18 protein-coding genes are annotated in these 22,660 nt (G+C 61.4%); 17 read left to right on the top strand and 1 reads right to left on the bottom strand.

What is annotated here, in order from left to right; translation table 11 throughout:
* Positions 1–6: 6 nt before the first annotated feature.
* The 6 genes from PQR53_RS29420 to PQR53_RS29445 all read left to right on the top strand — a co-directional run bounded on the left by PQR53_RS29420 (position 7) and on the right by PQR53_RS29445 (position 9,356).
* Entirely contained in the window at positions 7–1,701 is a 1,695-nt protein-coding gene (locus PQR53_RS29420) for a transglycosylase SLT domain-containing protein (protein ID WP_408461972.1), read from the top strand.
* A gap of 202 nt (positions 1,702–1,903) precedes the next feature.
* The gene (locus PQR53_RS29425; protein WP_408461975.1) at positions 1,904–3,145 is read left to right on the top strand and encodes an MFS transporter; all 1,242 of its coding nucleotides are present in this window, start codon (positions 1,904–1,906) and stop codon (positions 3,143–3,145) included.
* Positions 3,146–3,627: 482 nt separating this feature from the next.
* Positions 3,628–4,782, top strand: a complete 1,155-nt coding sequence (gene carA / locus PQR53_RS29430; protein WP_408461977.1) for a glutamine-hydrolyzing carbamoyl-phosphate synthase small subunit — start codon at positions 3,628–3,630, stop codon at positions 4,780–4,782.
* A gap of 161 nt (positions 4,783–4,943) precedes the next feature.
* Positions 4,944–8,198: a carbamoyl-phosphate synthase large subunit gene (carB, locus tag PQR53_RS29435; protein WP_408461980.1), complete on the top strand. Its 3,255-nt coding sequence runs from the start codon at positions 4,944–4,946 to the stop codon at positions 8,196–8,198.
* 151 nt (positions 8,199–8,349) lie between these two features.
* The gene (greA, locus tag PQR53_RS29440) at positions 8,350–8,826 is read left to right on the top strand and encodes a transcription elongation factor GreA (RefSeq protein ID WP_097389983.1); all 477 of its coding nucleotides are present in this window, start codon (positions 8,350–8,352) and stop codon (positions 8,824–8,826) included.
* Positions 8,827–8,846: 20 nt separating this feature from the next.
* Complete coding sequence (locus tag PQR53_RS29445) at positions 8,847–9,356, top strand: DUF4149 domain-containing protein (RefSeq protein WP_408461983.1); 510 nt, start codon at positions 8,847–8,849, stop codon at positions 9,354–9,356.
* A 162-nt stretch (positions 9,357–9,518) separates the two neighbouring features.
* On the opposite strand, the gene PQR53_RS29450 is transcribed toward PQR53_RS29445, so the two are convergent.
* Complete coding sequence (locus PQR53_RS29450; protein WP_323044074.1) at positions 9,519–10,049, bottom strand: YhbY family RNA-binding protein; 531 nt, start codon at positions 10,047–10,049, stop codon at positions 9,519–9,521.
* 183 nt (positions 10,050–10,232) lie between these two features.
* Here PQR53_RS29450 and PQR53_RS29455 point away from each other — a divergent pair, with 183 nt between their 5' ends.
* The 11 genes from PQR53_RS29455 to phoR all read left to right on the top strand — a co-directional run bounded on the left by PQR53_RS29455 (position 10,233) and on the right by phoR (position 22,647).
* Positions 10,233–10,895, top strand: coding sequence for an RlmE family RNA methyltransferase (locus PQR53_RS29455; RefSeq protein ID WP_408461986.1), 663 nt, complete (start codon positions 10,233–10,235; stop codon positions 10,893–10,895).
* Positions 10,896–11,083: 188 nt separating this feature from the next.
* The gene (gene ftsH / locus PQR53_RS29460; RefSeq protein ID WP_054036261.1) at positions 11,084–12,973 is read left to right on the top strand and encodes an ATP-dependent zinc metalloprotease FtsH; all 1,890 of its coding nucleotides are present in this window, start codon (positions 11,084–11,086) and stop codon (positions 12,971–12,973) included.
* An 83-nt stretch (positions 12,974–13,056) separates the two neighbouring features.
* Entirely contained in the window at positions 13,057–13,956 is a 900-nt protein-coding gene (gene folP, locus PQR53_RS29465; RefSeq protein ID WP_459251636.1) for a dihydropteroate synthase, read from the top strand.
* Between the two features lie 28 nt (positions 13,957–13,984).
* Positions 13,985–15,343 (top strand): phosphoglucosamine mutase, encoded by a 1,359-nt coding sequence (glmM, locus tag PQR53_RS29470; RefSeq protein WP_408461989.1) that lies wholly within the window; start codon positions 13,985–13,987, stop codon positions 15,341–15,343.
* 449 nt (positions 15,344–15,792) lie between these two features.
* Entirely contained in the window at positions 15,793–16,824 is a 1,032-nt protein-coding gene (gene pstS, locus PQR53_RS29475) for a phosphate ABC transporter substrate-binding protein PstS (protein ID WP_408461992.1), read from the top strand.
* 249 nt (positions 16,825–17,073) lie between these two features.
* On the top strand, positions 17,074–18,075 hold the full coding sequence (gene pstC, locus PQR53_RS29480) for a phosphate ABC transporter permease PstC (RefSeq protein WP_408461995.1): 1,002 nt from the start codon (positions 17,074–17,076) through the stop codon (positions 18,073–18,075).
* Complete coding sequence (gene pstA / locus PQR53_RS29485) at positions 18,072–18,968, top strand: phosphate ABC transporter permease PstA (RefSeq protein ID WP_408461998.1); 897 nt, start codon at positions 18,072–18,074, stop codon at positions 18,966–18,968. The genes pstC and pstA overlap by 4 nt, the downstream gene beginning before the upstream one ends.
* A 17-nt stretch (positions 18,969–18,985) precedes the next feature.
* Entirely contained in the window at positions 18,986–19,834 is an 849-nt protein-coding gene (gene pstB / locus PQR53_RS29490; protein WP_408462001.1) for a phosphate ABC transporter ATP-binding protein PstB, read from the top strand.
* A 31-nt stretch (positions 19,835–19,865) separates the two neighbouring features.
* A complete protein-coding gene (gene phoU, locus PQR53_RS29495) occupies positions 19,866–20,570 on the top strand; it encodes a phosphate signaling complex protein PhoU (RefSeq protein WP_408462004.1) in 705 nt (234 codons plus the stop codon).
* A gap of 25 nt (positions 20,571–20,595) precedes the next feature.
* Positions 20,596–21,297, top strand: a complete 702-nt coding sequence (gene phoB / locus PQR53_RS29500) for a phosphate regulon transcriptional regulator PhoB (RefSeq protein ID WP_028199153.1) — start codon at positions 20,596–20,598, stop codon at positions 21,295–21,297.
* Positions 21,298–21,333: 36 nt separating this feature from the next.
* Positions 21,334–22,647 (top strand): phosphate regulon sensor histidine kinase PhoR, encoded by a 1,314-nt coding sequence (gene phoR, locus PQR53_RS29505; protein WP_408462007.1) that lies wholly within the window; start codon positions 21,334–21,336, stop codon positions 22,645–22,647.
* Positions 22,648–22,660 lie beyond the last annotated feature (13 nt).

Raw genomic sequence — 22,660 nt, forward strand, 5'->3', positions numbered from 1 at the left:
ACGTTCATGCGATTTATCTTTAGTGCGTTGTTGGTCCTGACACTCGCCGCTTGCGCGAGTCAGGGACCGGCGACGAATAGCCCCACCACCGCAACAAATCCCGCCAGTCAGCAAGCCGTAGCCGACGCCCTTCGCAAGACAGCCACCGCCAAAGAGACAATCAACGTCGACCAGGGCTCGGTCACTCAGCTGACGAGCCAGGACGCTGATCTGTGGGGCCGTATTCGCCGTGGTTTTCAAATGCCGGATCTGCAAACCGACCTCGTCGATATGCAGGTCAACTGGTATGCGCAGCGCCCGGATTACGTGCAGCGCATGACCGAGCGTTCGCAAAAGTACCTTTATCACATCGTCGAAGAGCTCGAGGCGCGCCATATGCCCACCGAGCTTGCGCTGCTGCCGTTCATCGAATCCGCGTATAGCCCGCAGGCGTTGTCGGTGGCGAAGGCGGCGGGCATGTGGCAGTTCATGCCGGGCACGGGCCGCACCTATAACCTCAAGCAGAACATGTGGCAGGACGAGCGCCGCGACGTGCTGGCGTCGACCAGCGCCGCGCTCGACTATCTGTCGAATCTGCATGACATGTTCGGCGACTGGCAACTGGCGCTCGCCGCGTACAACTGGGGCGAGGGCAACGTGCAGCGCGCGATCGCCCGCAACGAGGCGGCGGGGCTGCCCACCGACTACCTCAGCCTGCGCATGCCGAACGAGACGCGCAACTACGTGCCCAAGCTGCAGGCCGTCAAGAACATCGTGATGAATCCGCAGATGTACGGGCTCACGCTGCCGTCGATTCCGAACCACCCGTATTTCGTGACGGTCACGACCTCGCACGACATCGACGTGGACATGGCGGCTAAGCTCGCGAATCTCTCCACGGACGAATTCCGCTCGCTGAACCCGTCGTTCAGAAAGCCGGTGATTCTCGGCGCCACGCAGCCGCAAATCCTGCTGCCGTTCGACAACGCGAGCGCATTCGAACGCAATCTGAAGGCGTACTCCGGTTCCCTGTCATCGTGGACCACGTACACGGTCACCGAGCGTGCCGCGCCAGCGGCGATTGCGCAAAAGATCGGGGTCGACGCCGACACGTTGATGGAAGTGAACAAGATTCCGGCCGGCATGCGTCTGAAGCCGGGCTCCACAATCGTGGTGCCGCGCGGTTCGGATGACGACGAAGACATCAGCGCCGACGTCGCCGAAAGCGCCGTATTGGCCATGGAGCCCGACGTCCCCGACACCCGCAAGATGCTGATCCGCGTGCGTCGCAATCAGACAATGGCCGCCATCGCCGTGCGTTATGGCGTCTCGATCGGTCAGTTGAAGGCGTGGAATCGCACGCATCGTGATCAGGTTTCGCGTGGTCAGGTGATTGTGCTGCACGTGCCGGTCGGCAAGGCGATGCCGAGCGAACCCGGTCCGGAGCGCATCGCGACCGACGTGCAAGGCGGCGGGGTCGAGAAGATCGGCACCCGCGTCGCAGACACGCGGAACGATTCGCGCTACGATAAGAAGAAGGGTCGTGGCCATTCCGCCGTGGTGAAAGTATCTGAGCCGGTGGGCAAAGCCAGCAAGCCGACAACGTCCGGTGCCAGCAAGGGCCAGGTGACGAAGGTGTCGGCTTCCACGTCCGGCAAGGCGTCGAAGGCCGCGGCAGATAGCCGCCCGAAGACCGCGGCCAACGCGAAGAAGGGTAAGTAGACCAAAAAGCGGCTCCCACGGTAGTGACCACATGCGTTGCGGGGGCAGCGCATGAATTGCGCTCCGATCACGCACCGTGTTATTCCAACGCCGTCACCCGTGGTGACGGCGTTTTTCATTCCGCCGATCAATTCGGGCGAAGTTCGCCCGTTTCATTTATCTTTCGTGCTTGGGCCAAATCCGGCCGCTCATCTCAAAGTTTATGTCGTCGACCCAGTTGCGCGTGTTTTTCCTGTTTTCCGCCGGTTACTTTGTTTCTTACGTATTTCGCGGCGTCAATCTCGGCTTTGCACCTTTCATCACGCACGATCTCGGCTTGTCGGCGACGGATCTCGGCGTGTTGACCAGTTTGTATTTTCTCGGCTTCGCGGGCGCGCAGATCCCGGCTGGCGTGTTGCTCGATCACTTCGGCGCGCGTCGGGTGACGGCGGTCACCTTGCTGTTCGCCGCGCTGGGAATCTGGGTGTTCGGCGCCGCGCACGGTGTCGGCGCGATGATGGTCGGGCGCCTCCTGATCGGCGTTGGGGTGTCCGTGTGCCTCGGTGGCGCGTTCAAGGCGTTGGCGCAACATTTCGCTCCGGCCCGGCTGCCGTTGATGAACGGGCTGGTGATGGCGATCGGCGGTTTCGGCGGCGTGATGGTCGGTTCGCCGCTCACCTGGGCGCTGGGCTTCGCCAGTTGGCGCGCGGTCTGTATCGGTCTAGGTGTGCTGACGGTTCTGGTGGCGCTTGCGCAGTGGACGCTCGCGCCGGACAGCAAGGAAACCCATCACCAGGCAAGTCTTGGCGCCCAGTTCAAAGGCACCTTGCATATCCTGAAGAGCGCGGCGTTCTGGAAGATCGCGTCGTTCTCGGTCGTCACGCAGGGCGTGTTCTACGCGATGCAATCGTTGTGGGTCGGTGCCTGGTTGCGCGACGTACAAGGCTTCGAGCCGCGAGAAGCGGCCGCCCTGGTGTCGATTCTCGGTTTCGCCATGATGGCCGGCTGCGTGGGTTTCGGCGCGGCGGCACGCAGCCTCGAGCGGCGCGGCATCTCGCTGTATGTGTTCTGCGGCATTGGCATGGCGCTGTTCGTTGTCACCCAGTTGCTGATCATGTTCAGCGTGCCGTTACCTGCGAGCCTGCTGTGGGCGGCGTACGGTATTTTCGGCGGCACCGGCATTCTTAGCTACGCGGTGATGGCGCGCCACTTCCCCGCGCAGATGATCGGGCGGGTGAATACCACGCTGACGCTGATCCTTTTTCTGCTGATTTTCGGTTTCCAGATCGGCGTCGGCGCGATCCTGTCGCATTGGCCGGCCAGCGGCGGACACTATCCGGCGGCCGCGCATCTGACCGCCTGGGGCATTCTGGTGACGCTTCAGGTGTTGAGCGCGATCTGGTATGTATTACCCGATCGCACGTTGGTTCGGCCGGCGCAGATGCACGCCGAGCAGGAGGCCTGAAGCGGTCATGCTGCTTCGCCGATACAGGTAGACGCCGAATTGCCGCCCTGAGGCGCTCGCGTCCGGCACTTGGTGCCGGGGTGTCATATTTACCGGGGCTATCCCGATTCTGGCCCGTGTAAATTTTGTCCTATGGCTTCCGTGCTACGCCCAGCAAGGCTTTGAGCGGGTTCAGGTGACACTGCAGCATGCCGCCTCACCATCTCGGATTTGGCGGGAAGGGTGATTTCACGCTATAATTTCAAGGTTTGAGCTTATCAACCCGCACCCTAGCGCCTACCTCTCCCAAACCGTTCATCCGCCGCGCGCTTTTGACGCCCCGCACCCAGCCGATCCGTCCACACAATGGACCCATCGCGCGCCCTTGCGACGTCACTAGCTGTACGCGAGCGAGTCTGCGCGCGCATCCTGCTGATGCGTTTCGCTGCGGCTCGCAGTCGGATAGACAGGTCGGCAACAGGGTGTTCCCCAAGGAGTCTCCCGTGTTGCCGTCATTTTCTCCCGCTTTGCTCGCACTCGCCGACGGCACGGTCTTTCGTGGTTACTCGATCGGCGCCCCCGGGCATACGATCGGCGAAGTCGTGTTCAACACCGCTATCACCGGCTATCAGGAAATCCTGACTGACCCGAGCTACGCGCGCCAGATCGTGACCCTCACGTATCCGCACATCGGTAACGTCGGCGTGAATGCTGAAGACGTCGAAGCCACGAAAGTCCATGCCGCCGGCCTGATCATCCGTGATCTGCCGGTTCTCGCGTCGAACTTCCGCATGGAGCGCACGCTCCCGCAATATCTGAAGGACGAAGGCGTGGTCGCCATCGCCGGTCTCGACACCCGCATGCTGACCCGCGTGCTGCGCGACAAAGGGGCGCAGAACGGCGCCATTCTGGCCGGCTCGGATGACGAGGCGAAGGCAATCGAACTCGCGCGCTCGTTCCCGGGTCTGTCGGGCATGGACCTCGCGAAGGTCGTGTCGACCAGGGAAAGCTACGAGTGGACCCAGACCGAATGGCGTCTGGGCACCGGCTACGGCACGCAGAATGCGCCGAAATACCGCGTGGTCGCGTTTGATTACGGCGTGAAGTACAACATCCTGCGCATGCTGGCCGAACGCGGCTGCCACGTGACCGTGCTGCCGGCGCAAGCCACTGCCGCTGACGCGCTGGCGCTCAACCCGGACGGCGTTTTCCTGTCGAACGGCCCCGGCGATCCGGAGCCGTGCGACTACGCGATTCGCGCGACCAAGGAGCTGATCGAACGCGGCATTCCGACCTTCGGCATCTGCCTCGGCCATCAGATCATGGGCCTCGCGCTGGGCGCCAAGACCCTCAAGATGAAGACCGGCCACCACGGCGCGAACCATCCGGTGAAGGATCTCGAAGACGGCCGCGTGGTCATCACGTCGCAGAATCATGGCTTCGCGGTCGACGCCGACACGCTGCCGGCCAACGCCAAGGTGACGCACGTCTCGTTGTTCGACGGCACGCTGCAAGGCTTCGCGCTGACCGACAAGCCGGCGTTCTGCTTCCAGGGCCACCCGGAAGCATCGCCTGGTCCGCACGACATCGCCTATCTGTTCGATCGCTTCACCGCGTTGATGGACACGAAGAAGGCCGGCAAGACCGCAGCGGCATAAGTCTTGTAAGCGGTCTTGTAAGCGCCCAGGCGGCGCGCGGCTCGCACCGCGATGGGCGCACTCAGCGCGAAGCAAGGCGGGCCGCACCAAACAGAGCGCGCGCAACGTATTGACGCAGCGCGCCGACGGAAAGAATTCAGGAATACATTAGCGAGAGCGTTATGCCCAAGCGGACAGACATCAAGAGCATCCTCATCATCGGCGCGGGTCCGATCATCATCGGCCAGGCGTGCGAGTTCGACTACTCGGGCGCGCAGGCATGCAAGGCGTTGCGTGAGGAAGGCTACAAGGTCATTCTCGTCAACAGCAATCCGGCGACGATCATGACTGACCCGAACACGGCCGACGTGACCTACATCGAGCCGATCACGTGGGAAGTGGTGGAGCGCATCATCGCCAAGGAGCGCCCGGACGCGATCCTGCCGACGATGGGCGGTCAGACGGCGCTGAACTGTGCGCTGGATCTCCACGCACACGGCGTGCTGGAGAAGTACAAGGTCGAGCTGATCGGCGCGTCGCCGGAAGCGATCGACAAGGCGGAAGACCGCCAGAAGTTCAAAGACGCGATGACGAAGATCGGCCTTGGTTCGGCCAAGTCGGGCACCGCGCATTCGATGGAAGAGGCGCTGCAGGTTCAGGCTGAGATCGCTGTGCAAACGGGCAGCGGCGGCTATCCGGTGGTGATTCGTCCTTCGTTCACGCTCGGCGGTTCGGGCGGCGGCATCGCATACAACCGCGACGAATTCGAAGAGATCTGCAAGCGTGGTCTCGACTTGTCGCCCACGCGCGAACTGCTGATCGAAGAATCGCTGCTCGGCTGGAAAGAGTACGAGATGGAAGTGGTCCGAGACAAACAGGACAACTGCATCATCGTCTGCTCGATCGAAAACCTGGACCCGATGGGCATCCACACCGGTGACTCGATCACCGTCGCGCCGGCGCAAACGCTCACCGACAAGGAATATCAGATCCTGCGTAATGCATCGCTCGCGGTGTTGCGCGAGATCGGCGTGGATACGGGCGGGTCGAATGTGCAGTTCTCGATCAATCCGAAAGATGGCCGGATGATCGTGATCGAAATGAATCCGCGCGTGTCACGTTCGTCGGCACTGGCATCGAAGGCGACCGGCTTCCCGATCGCGAAGGTCGCGGCGAAGCTGGCAGTCGGCTACACGCTGGACGAACTGAAGAACGAAATCACCGGCGGTCAGACCCCGGCATCGTTCGAACCGACGATCGACTACGTCGTCACCAAGATCCCGCGCTTCGCGTTCGAGAAATTCCGCGAAGCCGATTCGCGCCTGACCACACAGATGAAGTCGGTCGGTGAAGTGATGGCGATTGGCCGCACCTTCCAGGAGTCGTTCCAGAAGGCGCTGCGCGGACTGGAAGTGGGCGTCGACGGTCTGGACGAAAAGACCGACAACCGCGACGAGATCATCCGCGAGATCGGTGAAGCGGGTCCGGACCGTATCTGGTACGTGGGCGACGCATTCCGTGTCGGCATGACGGCCGAAGAGATTTTCGAAGAGACCTCGATCGATCCGTGGTTCCTCGCGCAGATCGAACAGATCATCCTGAAGGAAAAGGCGCTGGGCGGCCGCACGCTGGCGAGCCTGTCGAAGGAAGAACTCAAGTATCTGAAGCAAAGCGGGTTCTCGGACCGTCGTCTGGCGAAGCTGCTCGGCGCGAAGCCGGCGGAGGTACGCCAGCGTCGTATCGAGTTGAACGTGCGTCCGGTGTACAAGCGCGTCGACACGTGCGCGGCCGAGTTCGCCACGAAAACCGCCTACATGTACTCGACCTACGAGGAAGAGTGCGAAGCGAACCCCACGAACAACAAGAAGATCATGGTGCTGGGCGGCGGCCCGAACCGGATCGGCCAGGGTATCGAGTTCGACTACTGCTGCGTGCATGCCGCGCTCGCCATGCGCGAAGACGGCTACGAAACGATCATGGTCAACTGCAACCCTGAAACCGTTTCGACCGACTACGACACGTCCGATCGTCTGTACTTCGAATCGCTGACGCTCGAAGATGTTCTGGAAATCGTCGACAAGGAAAAGCCGGTCGGCGTGATCGTGCAATACGGCGGTCAAACGCCGTTGAAGCTCGCACTCGATCTCGAAGCGAATGGCGTGCCGATCGTCGGCACGTCGCCGGACATGATCGACGCCGCAGAAGACCGCGAGCGTTTCCAGAAGTTGCTGCAGGATCTCGGCCTGCGTCAACCGCCGAACCGCACCGCGCGTGCTGAAGACGAAGCGCTGAAGCTCGCTGAGGAAATCGGCTATCCGCTGGTGGTGCGTCCGTCGTACGTGCTGGGCGGCCGCGCGATGGAAATCGTCCACGAGCCGCGCGACCTCGAGCGCTATATGCGCGAAGCCGTGAAGGTGTCGAACGATTCGCCGGTGCTGCTCGACCGCTTCCTCAACGACGCAATCGAATGCGACGTGGATTGCATCTCCGATGGCGAAGCCGTCTTCATCGGCGGCGTGATGGAGCACATCGAACAGGCGGGCGTCCATTCGGGAGACTCGGCTTGCTCGCTGCCGCCGTACTCGCTGTCGAAGGAAACCATTGCCGAGCTGAAGCGCCAGACCGGCGCAATGGCGAGGGCGCTGAACGTGGTCGGCCTGATGAACGTGCAGTTCGCGATCCAGCAAGTGCCGCAGGCGGATGGCTCGAAAGAAGACATCATCTACGTGCTGGAAGTGAATCCACGTGCGTCGCGCACGGTGCCGTACGTGTCGAAGGCGACCAGCCTGCCGCTCGCGAAGATCGCGGCGCGCGCGATGGTCGGCCAGACCTTGGCGCAGCAGGGCGTGACGAAAGAAATCGATCCGCCGTACTTCAGCGTGAAGGAAGCCGTGTTCCCGTTCGTCAAGTTCCCGGCAGTCGATCCGGTGCTTGGACCGGAAATGCGCTCCACCGGTGAAGTGATGGGCGTGGGTGAGACGTTCGGGGAAGCGCTGTTCAAGTCGCAGCTCGCGGCAGGGTCGCGTCTGCCGGAGTCGGGCACGGTGCTGCTGACCGTGATGGACGCCGACAAGCCGAAGGCGGTCGTTGTCGCACGCATGCTGCACGAACTCGGTTATCCGATCGTCGCGACCAAGGGTACGGCTGCCGCGATCGAAGCGGCCGGTGTGCCGGTCAAAGTCGTCAACAAGGTGAAGGACGGTCGTCCGCACATTGTCGACATGATCAAGAACGGCGAAATCGCGCTGGTCTTCACGACCGTCGACGAAACCCGCGCGGCGATTGCTGATTCGCGCTCGATCCGTATGAGCGCACAGGCGAACAAGGTCACGTACTACACGACAATGTCCGGCGCACGGGCCGCAGTGGAAGGTTTGCGCTATTTGAAGAACCTGGAAGTCTATGATTTACAAGGCCTCCACGCTCGCCTAAACTAAGGCTTCGAATTCCTGTCCAAGATGTAAGTGCCGCGGTTAAGCGGCGTTCCGCAGGTGCTTGGGTCCGGGCTTTGTCCGGCGCTCTGGCCCCCGCGGAATGCACTTAACCGCGGTGATTTTTTTTACGGCTGTTTTTTGCATAGAGTTGTTTATGAGCACTGTTCCATTGACGAAGCGCGGCGCGGAAATGTTGCGCGATGAATTGCAGCGCCTGAAATCGGTTGAGCGTCCCTCGGTGATCAATTCGATCGCTGAAGCGCGTGCCCAGGGCGATCTGTCGGAAAACGCGGAATACGACGCGGCGAAGGAAAAGCAGGGCTTCGTCGAAGGCCGTATTGCCGAAATCGAATCGAAGCTGGCCGGTGCGCAAGTGATCGACCCGTCCAAGGTGGAAGCGGACGGTCGCGTGGTGTTCGGCGCGACGCTCGAACTCGAAGACCTCGATTCGGGTGCCAAGGTCAAATACCAGATCGTCGGCGACGACGAGGCGGACATCGACCACGGTCTGATCTCGATCAGCTCGCCGATCGCGCGCGCGTTGATCGGCAAGTCGGAAGGCGACGTTGCATCGGTGCAAGCGCCGGGCGGCGTGCGCGAGTACGAAATCATCGCGGTTAGCTACGTTTGAAGGCGGCTCAGGTGTCCTTGATGCCACATCGCCTGTTCCGCCTGCTGACGGTAGTTTGGGTGGGTAGTCTGTTGACGATCGGCTATGCTGTCGCGCCGGTGTTGTTCACATCGCTCGACCGGATGACGGCAGGTGCGGTGGCGGCGCAACTGTTTCGCATTGAAGGCGTGCTGGGCGCGGTGTGCGGTATTTTGCTGCTGGTTCTGGCGAACATACTGGTTCGTCGCGGCAGTGATGCTTATCGCCGTTTGCGCTGGTTGATCGCCGGTATGCTTGTCTGCGTGCTGGTGGGCTACTTTGCATTGCAGCCGTTTATGAATGCAATGCGCGTGGCCGCGCTGGAAGCGGGCAGTGATGTCGGGCATTCAGCTTATGCGACACGCTTCGGCATCCTGCACGGCGTATCGAGTCTGTTTTATCTGATCGAAAGCCTGCTGGGCGTGGCGCTGGTGTGGAAGCTGCCGGCGAGCGTGGGTAGCTTGACAGCAGAGCAGGGCGCTCGCGGCGCTGCGGGGAACGTAACCGGTTGAGTGACGCGGCTACGGCTTGCTCACGCGGGTTTGCCTGTAGAGTTGCTCAAGCGGAACCGCCCCGGCGACTTTATCCAGGCAGAGTCAACCAGGTATAAGTGACCACGCGGCCTGAGCAGTTCACATCAAGGTGCGGACACCGCCCGCACCCTCATCATTCGCTTACTTCGACGACTGATGCGCACGCTTCGCGCTGGTCTGGCGCTTCTTGGCGCGCTTGATGTTGCCGCCTTGCGTGACCCGTTCATTGCCGCGCACCACGACCGCTTTTGCCTTCGGCTTGCGCATCGGGATTTCGCTGGGCTTCACCACCGTGACCACGCGCGGCGCGCGGCCTTTACCCGGTTTGGCTTCGACAGCCGCTTCGCGGGCGCTCGGCAGGGCGCCGCGCTTGGCCTTCACGGCCGGTTGTGCGGCTGCTTCCGGCTTCCAGATCACCAGCAGCTTGCCGATATGCTGGATCGGCGCTGCATTCAGCTTGTCGCAGATCTGTTCGTAGATCGCGATGCGTTCTTCGCGTTCGTCGCCGAACACGCGGATTTTGATCAATTGGTGCGCGCCAAGGTGGACCTTGATTTCCGACAGCACAGCGTCGGTCAAGCCTTCGGCGCCGACGAGCACGACCGGTTTGAGCGCATGTGCCTGGGAGCGCAATTCGGCGCGTTGGTCGGAAGAGACTTTAAGGGCTGGCATGGAAAGTGGGAGACTCGACTAAAATGGCGGCACCTGCATTTCCGAGAGATTTCGGCCAATAGCGCAGGGCGGCGCGTCAGAACAACAGAATCGCGGATGACTGCCAAGTTTGGCGGTGGCCGCGCGAATTAACCGCGTATTATCCCCTAAAGCGCCACATTTCGCAGCAAGAGTTCACCTTTAATGGCAAAAAACAAGTTCAACACGGCGTGGTTGCACGATCACATCAACGACCCGTACGTAAAAATGGCGCAGCGGGAGGGCTATCGCGCCCGCGCAGCCTACAAGCTGAAGGAAATCGACGAGCAGGACAAGTTGATCCGGCCAGGCCAGGTGATCGTCGACCTCGGCTCCGTGCCGGGTAGCTGGAGCCAGTACGCCCGCAACAAGCTGGCCAAGGGCACGCAGCGCGACGCCGAGCGCGAGGGCGGCATTGACGGCACGATCATCGCTCTCGACATGCTGCCGATGGAGCCGATCGCGGACGTCCATTTCATTCAGGGCGACTTCCGCGAAGACTCGGTTCTCGAACGACTGGAAGAATTAGTCGGGGAGCGCCAGGTTGACCTTGTAATTTCGGATATGGCGCCCAACCTGTCGGGAGTGGCGGTGGCGGACGCCGCGCGAATCGAGCATCTGTGCGATATCGCGATGGAATTCGCGCAAAATCACCTGAAACCGGATGGTGCCCTTTTAGTCAAATGTTTTCACGGCAGCGGTTACAGCCAGATTGTCGAAAAGTTCAAACGCCAGTTCAAGGTGGTGGCGGCCCGCAAGCCAAAAGCGTCGCGGGACAAGTCGTCAGAAACGTTTATTTTGGGTAAGCATCTCAAGCGGCCCGCGTAGGGGCGCTGCAGGAAGGTTCCGCACCTGTCGTTAATGCGCCCAGGCGCTGGAAATCGGTGCTCTGATAGCCCGCTTCGCTATTTATGTGGTAGCGAAACGTTATGGCAGGGGTCTGCGGACTGGATTAGAATGCTTTCGTGGTGCCGCAAGGCAAATGTAGGCGCCCGTCTAAGTGAAGGAGTGGTGCTTTGAACAACAATATGTTTTCGAAAGCAGCAGTGTGGCTGGTTATCGCACTGGTGCTGTTTACGGTGTTCAAGCAGTTCGACAAGCCCCGTGTCCAGGAAGGTGTTTCGTATTCGCAGTTCATGGACGACGCGAAGAACGGCAAAGTCAAGAACGTCATTGTCCAGGGGCGGAACCTCACGGTCACTCCAGCAGACGGCCAGAAGTACCAGATCGTGTCGCCCGGCGACATCTGGATGGTCGGCGATCTGATGAAGTACGGCGTTCAGGTGAGCGGTAAGGCTGATGACGAACCGAATGCGCTGGTGTCCGCGCTGTACTACCTCGGACCCACGATCCTGATCATCGGATTCTGGTTCTACATGATGCGACAGATGCAGGGAGGCGGGAAAGGCGGTGCGTTCTCGTTCGGTAAATCCCGTGCACGTCTGATCGACGAAAACAACAACGCAATCAATTTCACCGACGTCGCCGGTTGCGACGAAGCCAAGGAAGAAGTCTCCGAACTGGTCGACTTCCTGCGCGATCCGCAGAAATTCCAGAAGCTGGGTGGGCGCATTCCACGCGGCGTGCTGCTGGTCGGCCCGCCGGGAACCGGTAAGACGTTGCTGGCGCGTGCTATCGCCGGGGAAGCGAAGGTGCCGTTTTTCAGCATCTCAGGTTCGGACTTCGTGGAAATGTTCGTGGGTGTCGGTGCGGCTCGTGTGCGCGACATGTTCGAGCAGGCCAAGAAGCATGCGCCGTGTATCGTGTTCATTGACGAAATCGACGCGGTTGGCCGTCATCGCGGTGCCGGTATGGGCGGCGGTAACGACGAGCGCGAACAGACCTTGAACCAGATGCTGGTCGAGATGGACGGCTTCGAAGCGAATTCCGGTGTCATCGTGATCGCTGCCACGAACCGTTCGGACGTGCTGGACAAGGCGCTGCTGCGTCCGGGCCGTTTCGACCGTCAGGTGTACGTCGGTCTGCCGGACATTCGCGGCCGCGAACACATCATGAAGGTTCACCTGCGCAAGGTGCCGATTTCGAACGACGTCGACGCAGCGGTTATCGCACGCGGCACACCGGGTTTCTCCGGCGCCGATCTGGCGAACCTGGTCAACGAAGCAGCACTGTTCGCGGCTCGCCGTGGCAAGCGCATCGTCGAAATGAACGACTTCGAAGACGCGAAGGACAAGATCTTCATGGGTCCGGAGCGCAAGTCGGCCGTGATTCGCGAAGAATCGAAGCGTGCTACGGCGTATCACGAGTCGGGTCACGCGGTCATCGCCAAGCTGTTGCCGAAGGCCGATCCGGTGCACAAGGTCACGATCATTCCGCGCGGCCGTGCGCTGGGCGTCACGTGGCAGTTGCCGGAGCATGACAACGAAACGTATTCGAAAGACTACCTGCTGGACCGCCTCGCGATCCTGTTCGGTGGCCGTGTCGCGGAAGAGCTGTTCCTGAATCTGATCAGCACCGGCGCATCGGACGACTTCAACAAGGCAACGGCTACGGCCCGCGCCATGGTGGCTCGCTTCGGTATGACGGACGCACTCGGACCGATGGTCTACGTCGACGACGAAAACGACGCTACGCCGTTTGGCCGTGGTTTCACGCGCACCATTTCGGAAGCGACGCAGCAGAAGGTTGACGCAGAAATCCGTCGCGTGCTGGACGAGCAATACAACCTCGCCAAGCGCTTGCTGGATGAGAACCGCGACAAGGTCGAAGCGATGACAGCCGCGCTGATGGAGTGGGAAACGATCGACGCCGATCAGATCAACGACATCATGGCAGGCCGTCCGCCGCGTTCGCCGAAGAGCTCTCCGCCGTCGGCAAGCGACGCCTCGTCGGGCGGCAGCCCGGGCACTGAGGTCAAGCCTGGTAGCGCGACCGCGCCGGCCTGATAGGCGACCAGTAGAAAGTGCGGGCCGGTGTGTTTCACACCGGCCCGTTTTGCATTTATCCGTTTTACGTGATTGACCGCTACGTGCCGAAAGTCGAATTTGCTTCTCTTCCCCTTCCTGAACTGCTGCAATGCGGCCGCTTCAAGCTGACCTTTGAACGCCCCCTGGTTATGGGCATCCTGAACGTTACACCCGATTCTTTTTCCGACGGCGGTCAGTACGCGATGCGCGGCGATGCGCTGCGGCAGGCCGAGCGCATGTTGCTCGACGGCGCGGACATCATCGACATCGGCGGTGAGTCGACCCGCCCGGGTGCGCCGCCGGTGCCGCTCGACGAAGAACTGGAGCGGGTGATCCCGCTGGTCGAACAACTGCGCGGCGCGAATGTGCCGCTGTCGGTCGATACATACAAGCCAGAAGTGATGCGTCATGCACTGACGGCGGGTGCCGACCTGATCAACGATATCTGGGGCTTCCGCATGCCGGGCGCGATCGACGCCGTGCGCGACAGCGAATGCGGTCTATGCGTGATGCACATGCTCGGCGAGCCGCAGACCATGCAAGTTGGCGAGCCCGCTTATAACGACGTCGTAAGCGAGGTTCGACAGTTTCTCGAAGAGCGGGTGGCGGCATTGCGGCAAGCGGGCATTGTCCGTGCGCGTATCAGCGTGGATCCGGGCTTCGGCTTTGGCAAGGCGGTCGTCGAACACAATTACGCGCTGCTCGCGCACCTGCCGGACACCGCGCCGCGGGCCGAGCCGCCGTACCCGATTCTCGCCGGCATGTCGCGCAAGTCGATGGTCGGCGCAGTGGTGGGACGCCCGGCGCCGGAACGCGTCGCGGGCAGCATCGCCGCGGCAGTGTGTGCTGCCGGGCGCGGCGCGGCAATTCTGCGCGTGCACGACGTTGCGCAGACAGTGGATGCATTGAAAGTATGGGCAGCCATGCGCGACGCGGCGAATCACAGCCGCGCGCGCGGCTGAGCCCAAAAAAGAAAGAGGACTATAAAACATGGCACGTCGCTATTTTGGAACGGACGGGATTCGGGGCAAGGTTGGCGAAGGGCCGATCACGCCGGAGTTTGTATTACGGCTCGGCTACGCTGCCGGCAAGGTGCTGGCGGGCGCCGACCGCTGGGCGAGAACGGGCACGCGGCCCACGGTGCTGATTGGTAAAGACACGCGGGTGTCGGGCTATATGCTCGAGGCCGCGCTCGAAGCGGGCTTTTCCGCGGCCGGCGTCGACGTCATGCTGGCCGGGCCGATGCCGACCCCGGGCATCGCTTATCTGACGCGCGCGCTGCGACTCGCCGCGGGCGTCGTGATCAGTGCGTCGCACAATCCGTACTACGACAACGGCATCAAATTCTTCTCCGCCGACGGCAACAAGCTGCCCGACGAAGTGGAATCGCAGATCGAGGAACAACTCGATCTGCCGCTGGCGTGCGCGGCATCCGAACAGATCGGCAAGGCGCGGCGCCTCGATGACGCGGCCGGCCGTTACATCGAGTTCTGCAAGAGCACCTTCCCGGCCGCGTTCGACTTGCGCGGTCTCAAGCTGGTGGTCGACTGCGCGCACGGCGCTGCGTACGACGTCGCGCCGCACGTGTTCCACGAACTCGGCGCCGACGTGATCCCGATTGGCGTCGCACCGAACGGCTTCAACATCAACGACGGCGTCGGTGCAACCGCTCCGGACGCGCTGGTGCGCGCAGTGCGCGCGAACCACGCGGACCTCGGCATTGCGCTTGATGGGGATGCCGACCGGCTGCAGGTCGTGGATGCAGCGGGTCGCCTGTATAACGGTGACGAGCTGCTGTACGTACTGGTCAAGGACCGGATGGCGACCGAGGGCAAAGTGGAAGGCGCGGTCGGCACCTTGATGACCAATATGGCGGTCGAAGTCGCGCTGCAGGAAGCCGGCGTGAGATTCGTCCGGGCGGCGGTGGGCGACCGCTACGTGCTCGAGCAGTTGCGCGAGCACGGCTGGCAGCTGGGCGCGGAAGGCTCCGGCCATATTCTCTCCCTCGACCGCCATTCGACCGGCGACGGCATCGTTTCGGCCCTGCTGGTGCTGGCCGCCATGAAGCGCAGCGACAAAACGCTCGCCGAGTTGCTTCACGGCGTGACGCTGTTTCCGCAGAAACTGATCAACGTGCGGATGCAACCCGGCGCGGACTGGAAGGGCAGCGACGCGATCCGTCGCGCGATCAGCAAAGTTGAGCAGGCGCTGAACGGCCGCGGCCGCGTGTTGATCCGCGCGTCCGGTACGGAGCCGGTACTGCGTGTGATGGTCGAGGCGGAAAAAGTCAACGATGCGGTTCGGTATGCCGAATCGATCGCCGACGCGGTCAAGCAAGCTACGGCTTAAATAACCACGCGGTTAGCCGAGGCGGCGGGACACGGCCGGAGGCCGCCCGTCGCCGTCGCCGCAACGGCGACGCACGGGCAAGCAGATCGTCCCACCGTGGGCGGGCGGCGGCAGACCGCAGTTGGGAGCATCCCATCGCCGTCGAATCTTCGCCCACCTACTCATTCCCGAGCCTTCACCCCAGCTAGCGCTCCTCAGCGCCCCGCCGAAAATCCCTCGCCGCACGCTTCCTCCTACGCCAACGTTCGCGCCCCATCTTTTTCGTCTAATCTGTAGAGCGCTGCTTGCAACTTCGCTAAACCAGCGCTTTATCCGTACAAACGCCTTTCGAGTCTGTAATCCTACTGTCACATCCGTTTCACGGTTAGTCACGTTACTGTCACAAAGAGACCCTAAGCTTCGCGGTGTTCATGTTATTCGCTCACACCGCTCACACCCTTGGAGGTCTCATGAAATTGATGCAAACCGTGTTCGCTGGCGTCGCTGGCGCGCTTTTCGCAATGGCAGCGCAAGCCGCAGACATCACCGGCGCGGGCAGCACCTTCGCAGCTCCGATCTACACGAAGTGGGCTGACGCCTACCAGAAGACGGGTGGCGGCAAGGTCAACTATCAAGGTATCGGCTCGTCGGGCGGTATCAAGCAGATCGAAGCGAAGACGGTCGATTTCGCAGGCTCGGACGCTCCGCTGAAGGACGACGAACTCGCGAAGGCAGGTCTGTTCCAGTTTCCGACGGTGGTCGGCGGCGTGGTTCCGGCTATCAACGTGCCGGGCGTGAAGGCGGGTGAATTGACACTGTCGGGCGAAGTGCTCGGCGACATCTACCTGGGCAAGATCAAGAAGTGGAACGATCCCGCGATCGCTGCACTGAACCCGAAGGTCAAGCTGCCGGATACCGACATCGCCGTGGTTCGCCGCGCCGACGGTTCGGGCACCACCTTCATCTGGACGAACTACCTGTCGAAGGTCAATGCTGACTGGAAGTCGAAGGTCGGTGAAGGCGCAACGGTCAACTGGCCGACGGGCACGGGCGGCAAGGGCAACGACGGCGTCGCAGCCTTCGTGCAACGTCTGCCGGGCGCAATCGGTTACGTGGAATGGGCGTACGCGAAGCAGAACCACATGACGTACGTCTCGATGAAGAATTCGACGGGCGCAGTGGTCGAACCGAAGACGGAAACCTTCAAGGCAGCGGCTGCTGGTGCTGACTGGTCGAAGTCGTTCTACCAGATTCTGACGGACGAGCCGGGCAAGAACGCATGGCCGATCGTCGGCGCAACCTTCGTGCTGCTGCACACCACGCAGGAGAAGGCTCCGCAAGGCACGGAAACGCTGAAGTTCTTCGACTGGGCGTTCAAGAACGGCACCCAGGCTGCAAACGATCTGGACTACATCTCGTTGCCGGATTCGGTGACGGCGGAAATCCGCTCGCAGTGGAAGTCGAAGGTGAAGGACGCTTCGGGCAAGGCTATCGCTGACTAAGCGATTCGCCAAAAAGTAAGCAACACGTTGGCCGTGCTCATTCGAGGACGGCCAACGGCTTTACCAAAGCATCACCAAAGCATCACCCAGGCATTACCAAAGCTTTACCAAGGCTCTACCCAGGCATTACCCAGGCATCACCCAAGCATTACCCAGGCATTACTCAGACACTATCCCGGCATTAGCCCAGCATTGTCCGCCGCATGACAAGTGTCATACGGCAACTGGAAACAGGTCCATCAGGCTCTCATGTCCGATATCCAATTAGCCTCTGGCGCGGCGAGATCGAAACCGCCCGGCAGCGCGTCGCAGCAAAAAGCACCCAGCCGCGCCGGCGACGTCATCTTCGGCGGCCTCGCACGTCTCGCCGCCATCATCACGCTGTTGCTGCTCGGCGGCATCATCGTTTCGCTGATTGTCGCTTCCTTGCCGTCGATCAAGCAGTTCGGCTTCGCGTTTCTATGGACCGCCGACTGGGATCCACCCAGCAAACAATTCGGCGCGCTGGTGCCCATTTACGGCACGATCGCGACCTCGCTCATTGCCCTCATCATCGCGGTGCCCGTCAGCTTCGGCATCGCGCTCTTCCTGACTGAACTCGCGCCCGCGTGGTTGCGCCGGCCGCTGGGCGTCGCCATTGAACTGCTCGCCGCGATTCCGTCGATTGTCTACGGCATGTGGGGTTTGCTGGTATTCGCACCGATCTTCGCGACATGGTTCGAAAAGCCGCTGGGCACGGTGCTCGGCGGCATTCCGTTTGTCGGCGCATTGTTCAAGGGCGCGCCGATCGGCATCGGCATTCTGTGCGCGGGTGTGATTCTCGCGATCATGATCATTCCGTATATCGCCGCGGTGATGCGCGACGTATTCGAAGTCACGCCGGTCCTGCTGAAGGAATCGGCGTACGGCATCGGCTGCACGACGTGGGAAGTGATGTGGAAGATCGTGCTGCCCTTTACGAAGAGCGGCGTCATCGGCGGCGTGATGCTCGGCCTTGGCCGGGCACTCGGTGAAACGATGGCGGTGACCTTCGTGATCGGCAACACCAATCTGCTCGACAACGTCTCGCTGTTTTCGCCGGGCAACAGCATTACCTCGGCGCTGGCCAACGAATTCGCGGAAGCGGACCCCGGGTTGCATACGTCGGCGCTCATGGAACTCGGTTTGATTCTGTTCGTGATTACCTTCATCGTTCTGGCAATTTCGAAATTCATGCTGCTTCGTCTCGAGAAAGGGGAGGGCGCGAAATGAGCCAGTCCACCTTGGGTATGCCGGGTTCGCGCAACGCCGCTGAGCTCGAAACGATGCGCGTGCGTCTGCAAGGCCGCCGCCGCATGAAGAACGCCGTCGCGCTGACGATGTCGCTCGTGGCCATGGCGTTTGGTTTGCTGTGGCTCGTGTGGATTCTCTATACGACGCTGCGTCTGGGCATCGGCGGCTTGTCGATCGAGTTGTTCACGCAATCCACGCCGCCGCCGAACACCGATGGCGGCGGTCTCGCCAACGCGATTGTCGGCAGTGCGATGCTGGTCGGGCTGGCCACTTTCATCGGCACGCCGATCGGCATTCTGGCCGGTGTGTATCTAGCCGAGTATGGTCAGAAGGGCTGGCTTGCGAGTCTCACGCGTTTCATCAACGACATCCTGTTGTCGGCGCCGTCGATCGTGGTCGGTCTGTTCGTCTACGCTCTCGTCGTCGCGAAGATGGGTCACTTCAGCGGCTGGGCCGGCATATTCGCGCTGGCGCTGCTGCAGATTCCGATCGTGATCCGCACCACTGAAAACATGCTGAAACTGGTGCCGAACGCGCTGCGTGAAGCGGCGTTCGCGCTCGGCACGCCGAAATGGAAAATGGTACTGTCGATCACGCTGAAGGCGTCGATCGCGGGCATTATCACCGGCGTGCTGCTCGGCGTCGCGCGGATTGCGGGTGAAACCGCGCCGCTCCTGTTCACGGCGCTGTCGAATCAGTTCTTCTCGATGGACATGAACCAGCCGGTTGCGAACCTGCCGGTGACGATCTACAAGTTCGCGATGAGCCCGTTTGCGCAGTGGCAATCGCTCGCGTGGGCCGGCGTCTTCCTGATCACGCTCGCGGTGTTGGGATTGAACATCCTCGCGCGCACGATCTTTTCGAATAAGTAAGGGCGGAGTGTAATCCGATGAATATGGCAGAAACTCAACTCAATCCGATCGCGCGCCCGACGGCGCCCGCCGGTTTCGATCCCGCCCAGAGCGGCCAGGCGTCGTCGCCGTCGCGCCCAAAGATCGAGATCAACGATCTGAACTTCTTCTACGGCAAGTATCACGCGCTGAAGAACATCAATCTGCAGATTCCCGAAGGCAAGGTGACCGCGTTCATCGGCCCGTCGGGTTGCGGCAAGTCCACGCTGCTGCGTACGCTCAACAAGATGTACGCGCTCTATCCGGAACAGCGCGCCGAAGGCGAGATCCTGATGGACGGCGAAAACCTGCTGACCTCCAAGCGCGATATATCGCTGCTGCGCGCGCGGATCGGCATGGTGTTCCAGAAGCCGACGCCGTTTCCGATGTCGATCTACGACAACATCGCGTTCGGCGTGAAGATGTTCGAAACGCTGCCGCGCTCGGAAATGGACGACCGCGTGGAATGGGCCTTGACGAAGGCCGCGTTGTGGAACGAAGTGAAAGACAAGCTGGGCCAGAGCGGCTACGGTTTGTCCGGCGGCCAGCAGCAGCGCCTGTGTATCGCGCGCGGTATCGCGATCCGTCCTGAAGTGCTGCTGCTCGATGAACCGTGTTCCGCGCTCGACCCGATTTCGACGGGCCGTATCGAGGAACTGATCGCCGAACTGAAGAGCGATTACACGGTGGTGATCGTGACCCACAACATGCAACAGGCGGCCCGCTGTTCGGACTACACTGCCTATATGTACCTTGGCGAGCTGATCGAGTTCGGCGACACCGAAAAGATCTTCATCAAGCCGGTCCGCAAGGAAACCGAGGACTACATCACAGGCCGCTTCGGCTAAGCCGTCGACGAGCAAAACAAGGGAGTACGACATGTCCGATAAACATCTGTCCAGCCAGTTCGACGCCGATCTGAATCTCGTTTCGTCGAAGGTCCTCGAAATGGGCGGCCTCGTCGAATCGCAGATCGTCCACGCGATGCAGGCGCTCAACGAATTCAACCTCGACATCTGCGAACAGGTGATCGCGGCGGAAGAGCGCCTGAACAAGATGGAAATCGAAATCGACGAAGAGTGCAGCAACATCATCGCGCGCCGTCAGCCGGCCGCGCGCGACCTGCGGCTTCTGATCGCCATTTCGAAAACGATTACGAATCTCGAGCGCGCCGGCGATGAAGCCGAAAAAATCGCCAAGCGCACCAAGCGCCTGATGGAAGACGGCGCCTCGCGCACCATCAATATCGCCGAGATCAAATTGTCGGGCGAGATGGCGGTGTCGATTCTGCGCCGCGCGCTGGACGCATTCGCGCGTCTCGATACAGTGGCCGCCGCGCAGATCGTGCGCGACGATAAAGCGATCGACGAAGAATTCCGCGCCTTCGTGCGCAAGCTGATTTCGTACATGACTGAAGATCCGCGTTCGATCTCGGTGGGCCTCGATTTCCTGTTCATCGCCAAGGCGATCGAGCGGATCGGCGACCACGCGAAGAACATCGCCGAATTCATCATTTACATCGTGAAGGGCACCGACGTACGCCACAAGTCGCGCGACGCGCTCGAACGCGAAGCACTCAGTTAATCTGTTATAAGGATCAGAGGTGCCGATGCCCAGCAGCATTCTCGTCATTGAAGATGAGCCCGCCATTTCCGAACTGATTTCGGTCAATCTTCAACACGCCGGTCACTGCCCGATTCGCGCGTACAACGCGGAACAGGCGCAGAACCTGATCAGCGATGTATTGCCCGACCTCGTTCTGCTCGACTGGATGTTGCCGGGCAAGTCTGGCATCGCGTTCGCCCGTGATTTGCGCAACAACGAACGCACCAAGCATATTCCGATCATCATGCTGACCGCGCGTGGCGATGAACAGGACAAGGTGCTCGGCCTCGAAATCGGTGCGGACGACTACGTCACCAAGCCGTTCTCGCCGAAAGAACTGATGGCGCGTATCAAGGCGGTGTTGCGCCGCCGCGCGCCGCAGTTGACCGAAGACCTGGTCGCGATCAACGGTCTGAAGCTCGATCCGGCAACGCACCGCGTCGCCGCGCATGCCGAAGGCAGCGAAATCAAGCTCGATCTCGGCCCGACCGAATTCCGTCTGCTGCACTTCTTCATGACGCACCCGGAGCGCGTGCATAGCCGCACGCAACTGCTCGATCAGGTGTGGGGCGATCACGTGTTCGTCGAAGAGCGCACGGTGGACGTGCATATCAAGCGTCTGCGCGCAGCGCTCAAGCCGGCCGGGTGCGATGCTATGATCGAGACGGTACGCGGCAGCGGCTACCGGCTCGCCAAGAGCGCCTGACTTTGCGGTAGCACTTTTCTCGTCGATTGCTAGAACATGAACATCATCTGGGCGCGCTCCATTGTGTCGGTCGTGCTGCTGGCTGTTCTGTGCGTGGTGGTCGGCGCACTCGTGAACGTCAAGGCAGCGCTCGTCCTCGCGATCGTTTTGCTGCTCGCGCAGAGCATCTTCAGCACCTTCCACAAGCAGCGCTTGTGGCGCTTGCTCGACGCGCCGGTCTACGGTGAAGTGCCGAGCGCCCCCGGCATCTGGGGCGAAATCTACTACCGTCTGCACAAGCTTGCGAAGCGCTGGCATGCGCAGGTGCGTCAGGTCGAGCAGCAGCATTCGCGTTTCATCCAGGCGATCCAGGCATCGCCGAACGGCGTGGCGATGCTCGACGATCACGATCAGATCGAGTGGTGCAACGCGATCTCCGAACTTCATTTCGGGCTGGATGCGAAACGTGATCTGCGTCAGCACATCACGCATCTGGTGCGCCAGCCGGATTTCGTGCGCTATCTGAATTCGCATCGCTACGAAGAGATGCTGATCATGCGCGGTATGGGCGAGAAGCGCCAGAACGTGCTGTCGGTGCAGGTGTTTCCGTACGGCGAGAACCGCAAGCTGGTGCTGTCGCAAGACATCACCGAGCTGGAGCGTACCGACGCGATGCGGCGCGACTTTGTCGCCAACGTGTCGCATGAACTGAAAACACCGCTCACCGTGCTCTCGGGTTTTCTCGAAACCATGCGAGAACTGCCGCTGAGCGAAGCCGAGCGCGGGCGCTACCTCGAACTGATGGAGCAGCAGGCCTCGCGGATGCGTCATATCGTCGACGACCTGCTGGTGCTCGCGAAGCTCGAAGGCGACAACAGGCCGCCGAGCGATCAGATGATCGACATGCGCGCGGTGTTGCGCCATTTGAAGGACGACGCGGCGAGCCTCTCGAGCGACCATCACAAGATCGTGTTCGACGCCGACGAAGGGCTCACCGTCACCGGCGTGGAAACGGAGATACTCAGTGCGCTCGGCAACCTCGTGACCAATGCGATCCGCTATACGCCGGACGGCGGCGCGATTCGCGTGAGCTGGCACGCGAACGGCGGCAGTGCGATGTTCTCAGTCACGGATAGCGGCCTGGGGATTCCGGCGGCGGATATTCCGCGATTGACCGAGCGCTTCTATCGCGTCGACCGCAGCCGCTCTCGCGATACGGGCGGCACGGGCCTCGGCCTTGCCATCGTCAAGCACGTGCTGCAACGGCACGATGCGCAGCTCGATGTGAAGAGCGAAGAGGGGCGCGGCAGCACGTTCAGCGTGCGCTTTCCGGTGTATCGCACGGCGCGTCGTCAGCCGGCTCCGGTTTGAAAGCGTTGGGCGG

Origin of the sequence: Paraburkholderia fungorum, from assembly GCF_046027605.1 — a bacterium.
GTDB lineage: Bacteria > Pseudomonadota > Gammaproteobacteria > Burkholderiales > Burkholderiaceae > Paraburkholderia > Paraburkholderia fungorum_F.

Coding starts and splice junctions, on each gene's coding strand:
- greA (WP_097389983.1), top strand. CDS start 8,350: ATGAGCACTGTTCCATTGACGAAGCGCGGCGCGGAAATGTTGCGCGAT.
- PQR53_RS29445 (WP_408461983.1), top strand. CDS start 8,847: ATGCCACATCGCCTGTTCCGCCTGCTGACGGTAGTTTGGGTGGGTAGT.
- phoR (WP_408462007.1), top strand. CDS start 21,334: ATGAACATCATCTGGGCGCGCTCCATTGTGTCGGTCGTGCTGCTGGCT.
- carB (WP_408461980.1), top strand. CDS start 4,944: ATGCCCAAGCGGACAGACATCAAGAGCATCCTCATCATCGGCGCGGGT.
- pstB (WP_408462001.1), top strand. CDS start 18,986: ATGAATATGGCAGAAACTCAACTCAATCCGATCGCGCGCCCGACGGCG.
- PQR53_RS29455 (WP_408461986.1), top strand. CDS start 10,233: ATGGCAAAAAACAAGTTCAACACGGCGTGGTTGCACGATCACATCAAC.
- pstS (WP_408461992.1), top strand. CDS start 15,793: ATGAAATTGATGCAAACCGTGTTCGCTGGCGTCGCTGGCGCGCTTTTC.
- PQR53_RS29425 (WP_408461975.1), top strand. CDS start 1,904: ATGTCGTCGACCCAGTTGCGCGTGTTTTTCCTGTTTTCCGCCGGTTAC.
- pstA (WP_408461998.1), top strand. CDS start 18,072: ATGAGCCAGTCCACCTTGGGTATGCCGGGTTCGCGCAACGCCGCTGAG.
- PQR53_RS29450 (WP_323044074.1), bottom strand. CDS start 10,049: ATGCCAGCCCTTAAAGTCTCTTCCGACCAACGCGCCGAATTGCGCTCC.
- PQR53_RS29420 (WP_408461972.1), top strand. CDS start 7: ATGCGATTTATCTTTAGTGCGTTGTTGGTCCTGACACTCGCCGCTTGC.
- pstC (WP_408461995.1), top strand. CDS start 17,074: ATGTCCGATATCCAATTAGCCTCTGGCGCGGCGAGATCGAAACCGCCC.
- phoB (WP_028199153.1), top strand. CDS start 20,596: ATGCCCAGCAGCATTCTCGTCATTGAAGATGAGCCCGCCATTTCCGAA.
- phoU (WP_408462004.1), top strand. CDS start 19,866: ATGTCCGATAAACATCTGTCCAGCCAGTTCGACGCCGATCTGAATCTC.
- glmM (WP_408461989.1), top strand. CDS start 13,985: ATGGCACGTCGCTATTTTGGAACGGACGGGATTCGGGGCAAGGTTGGC.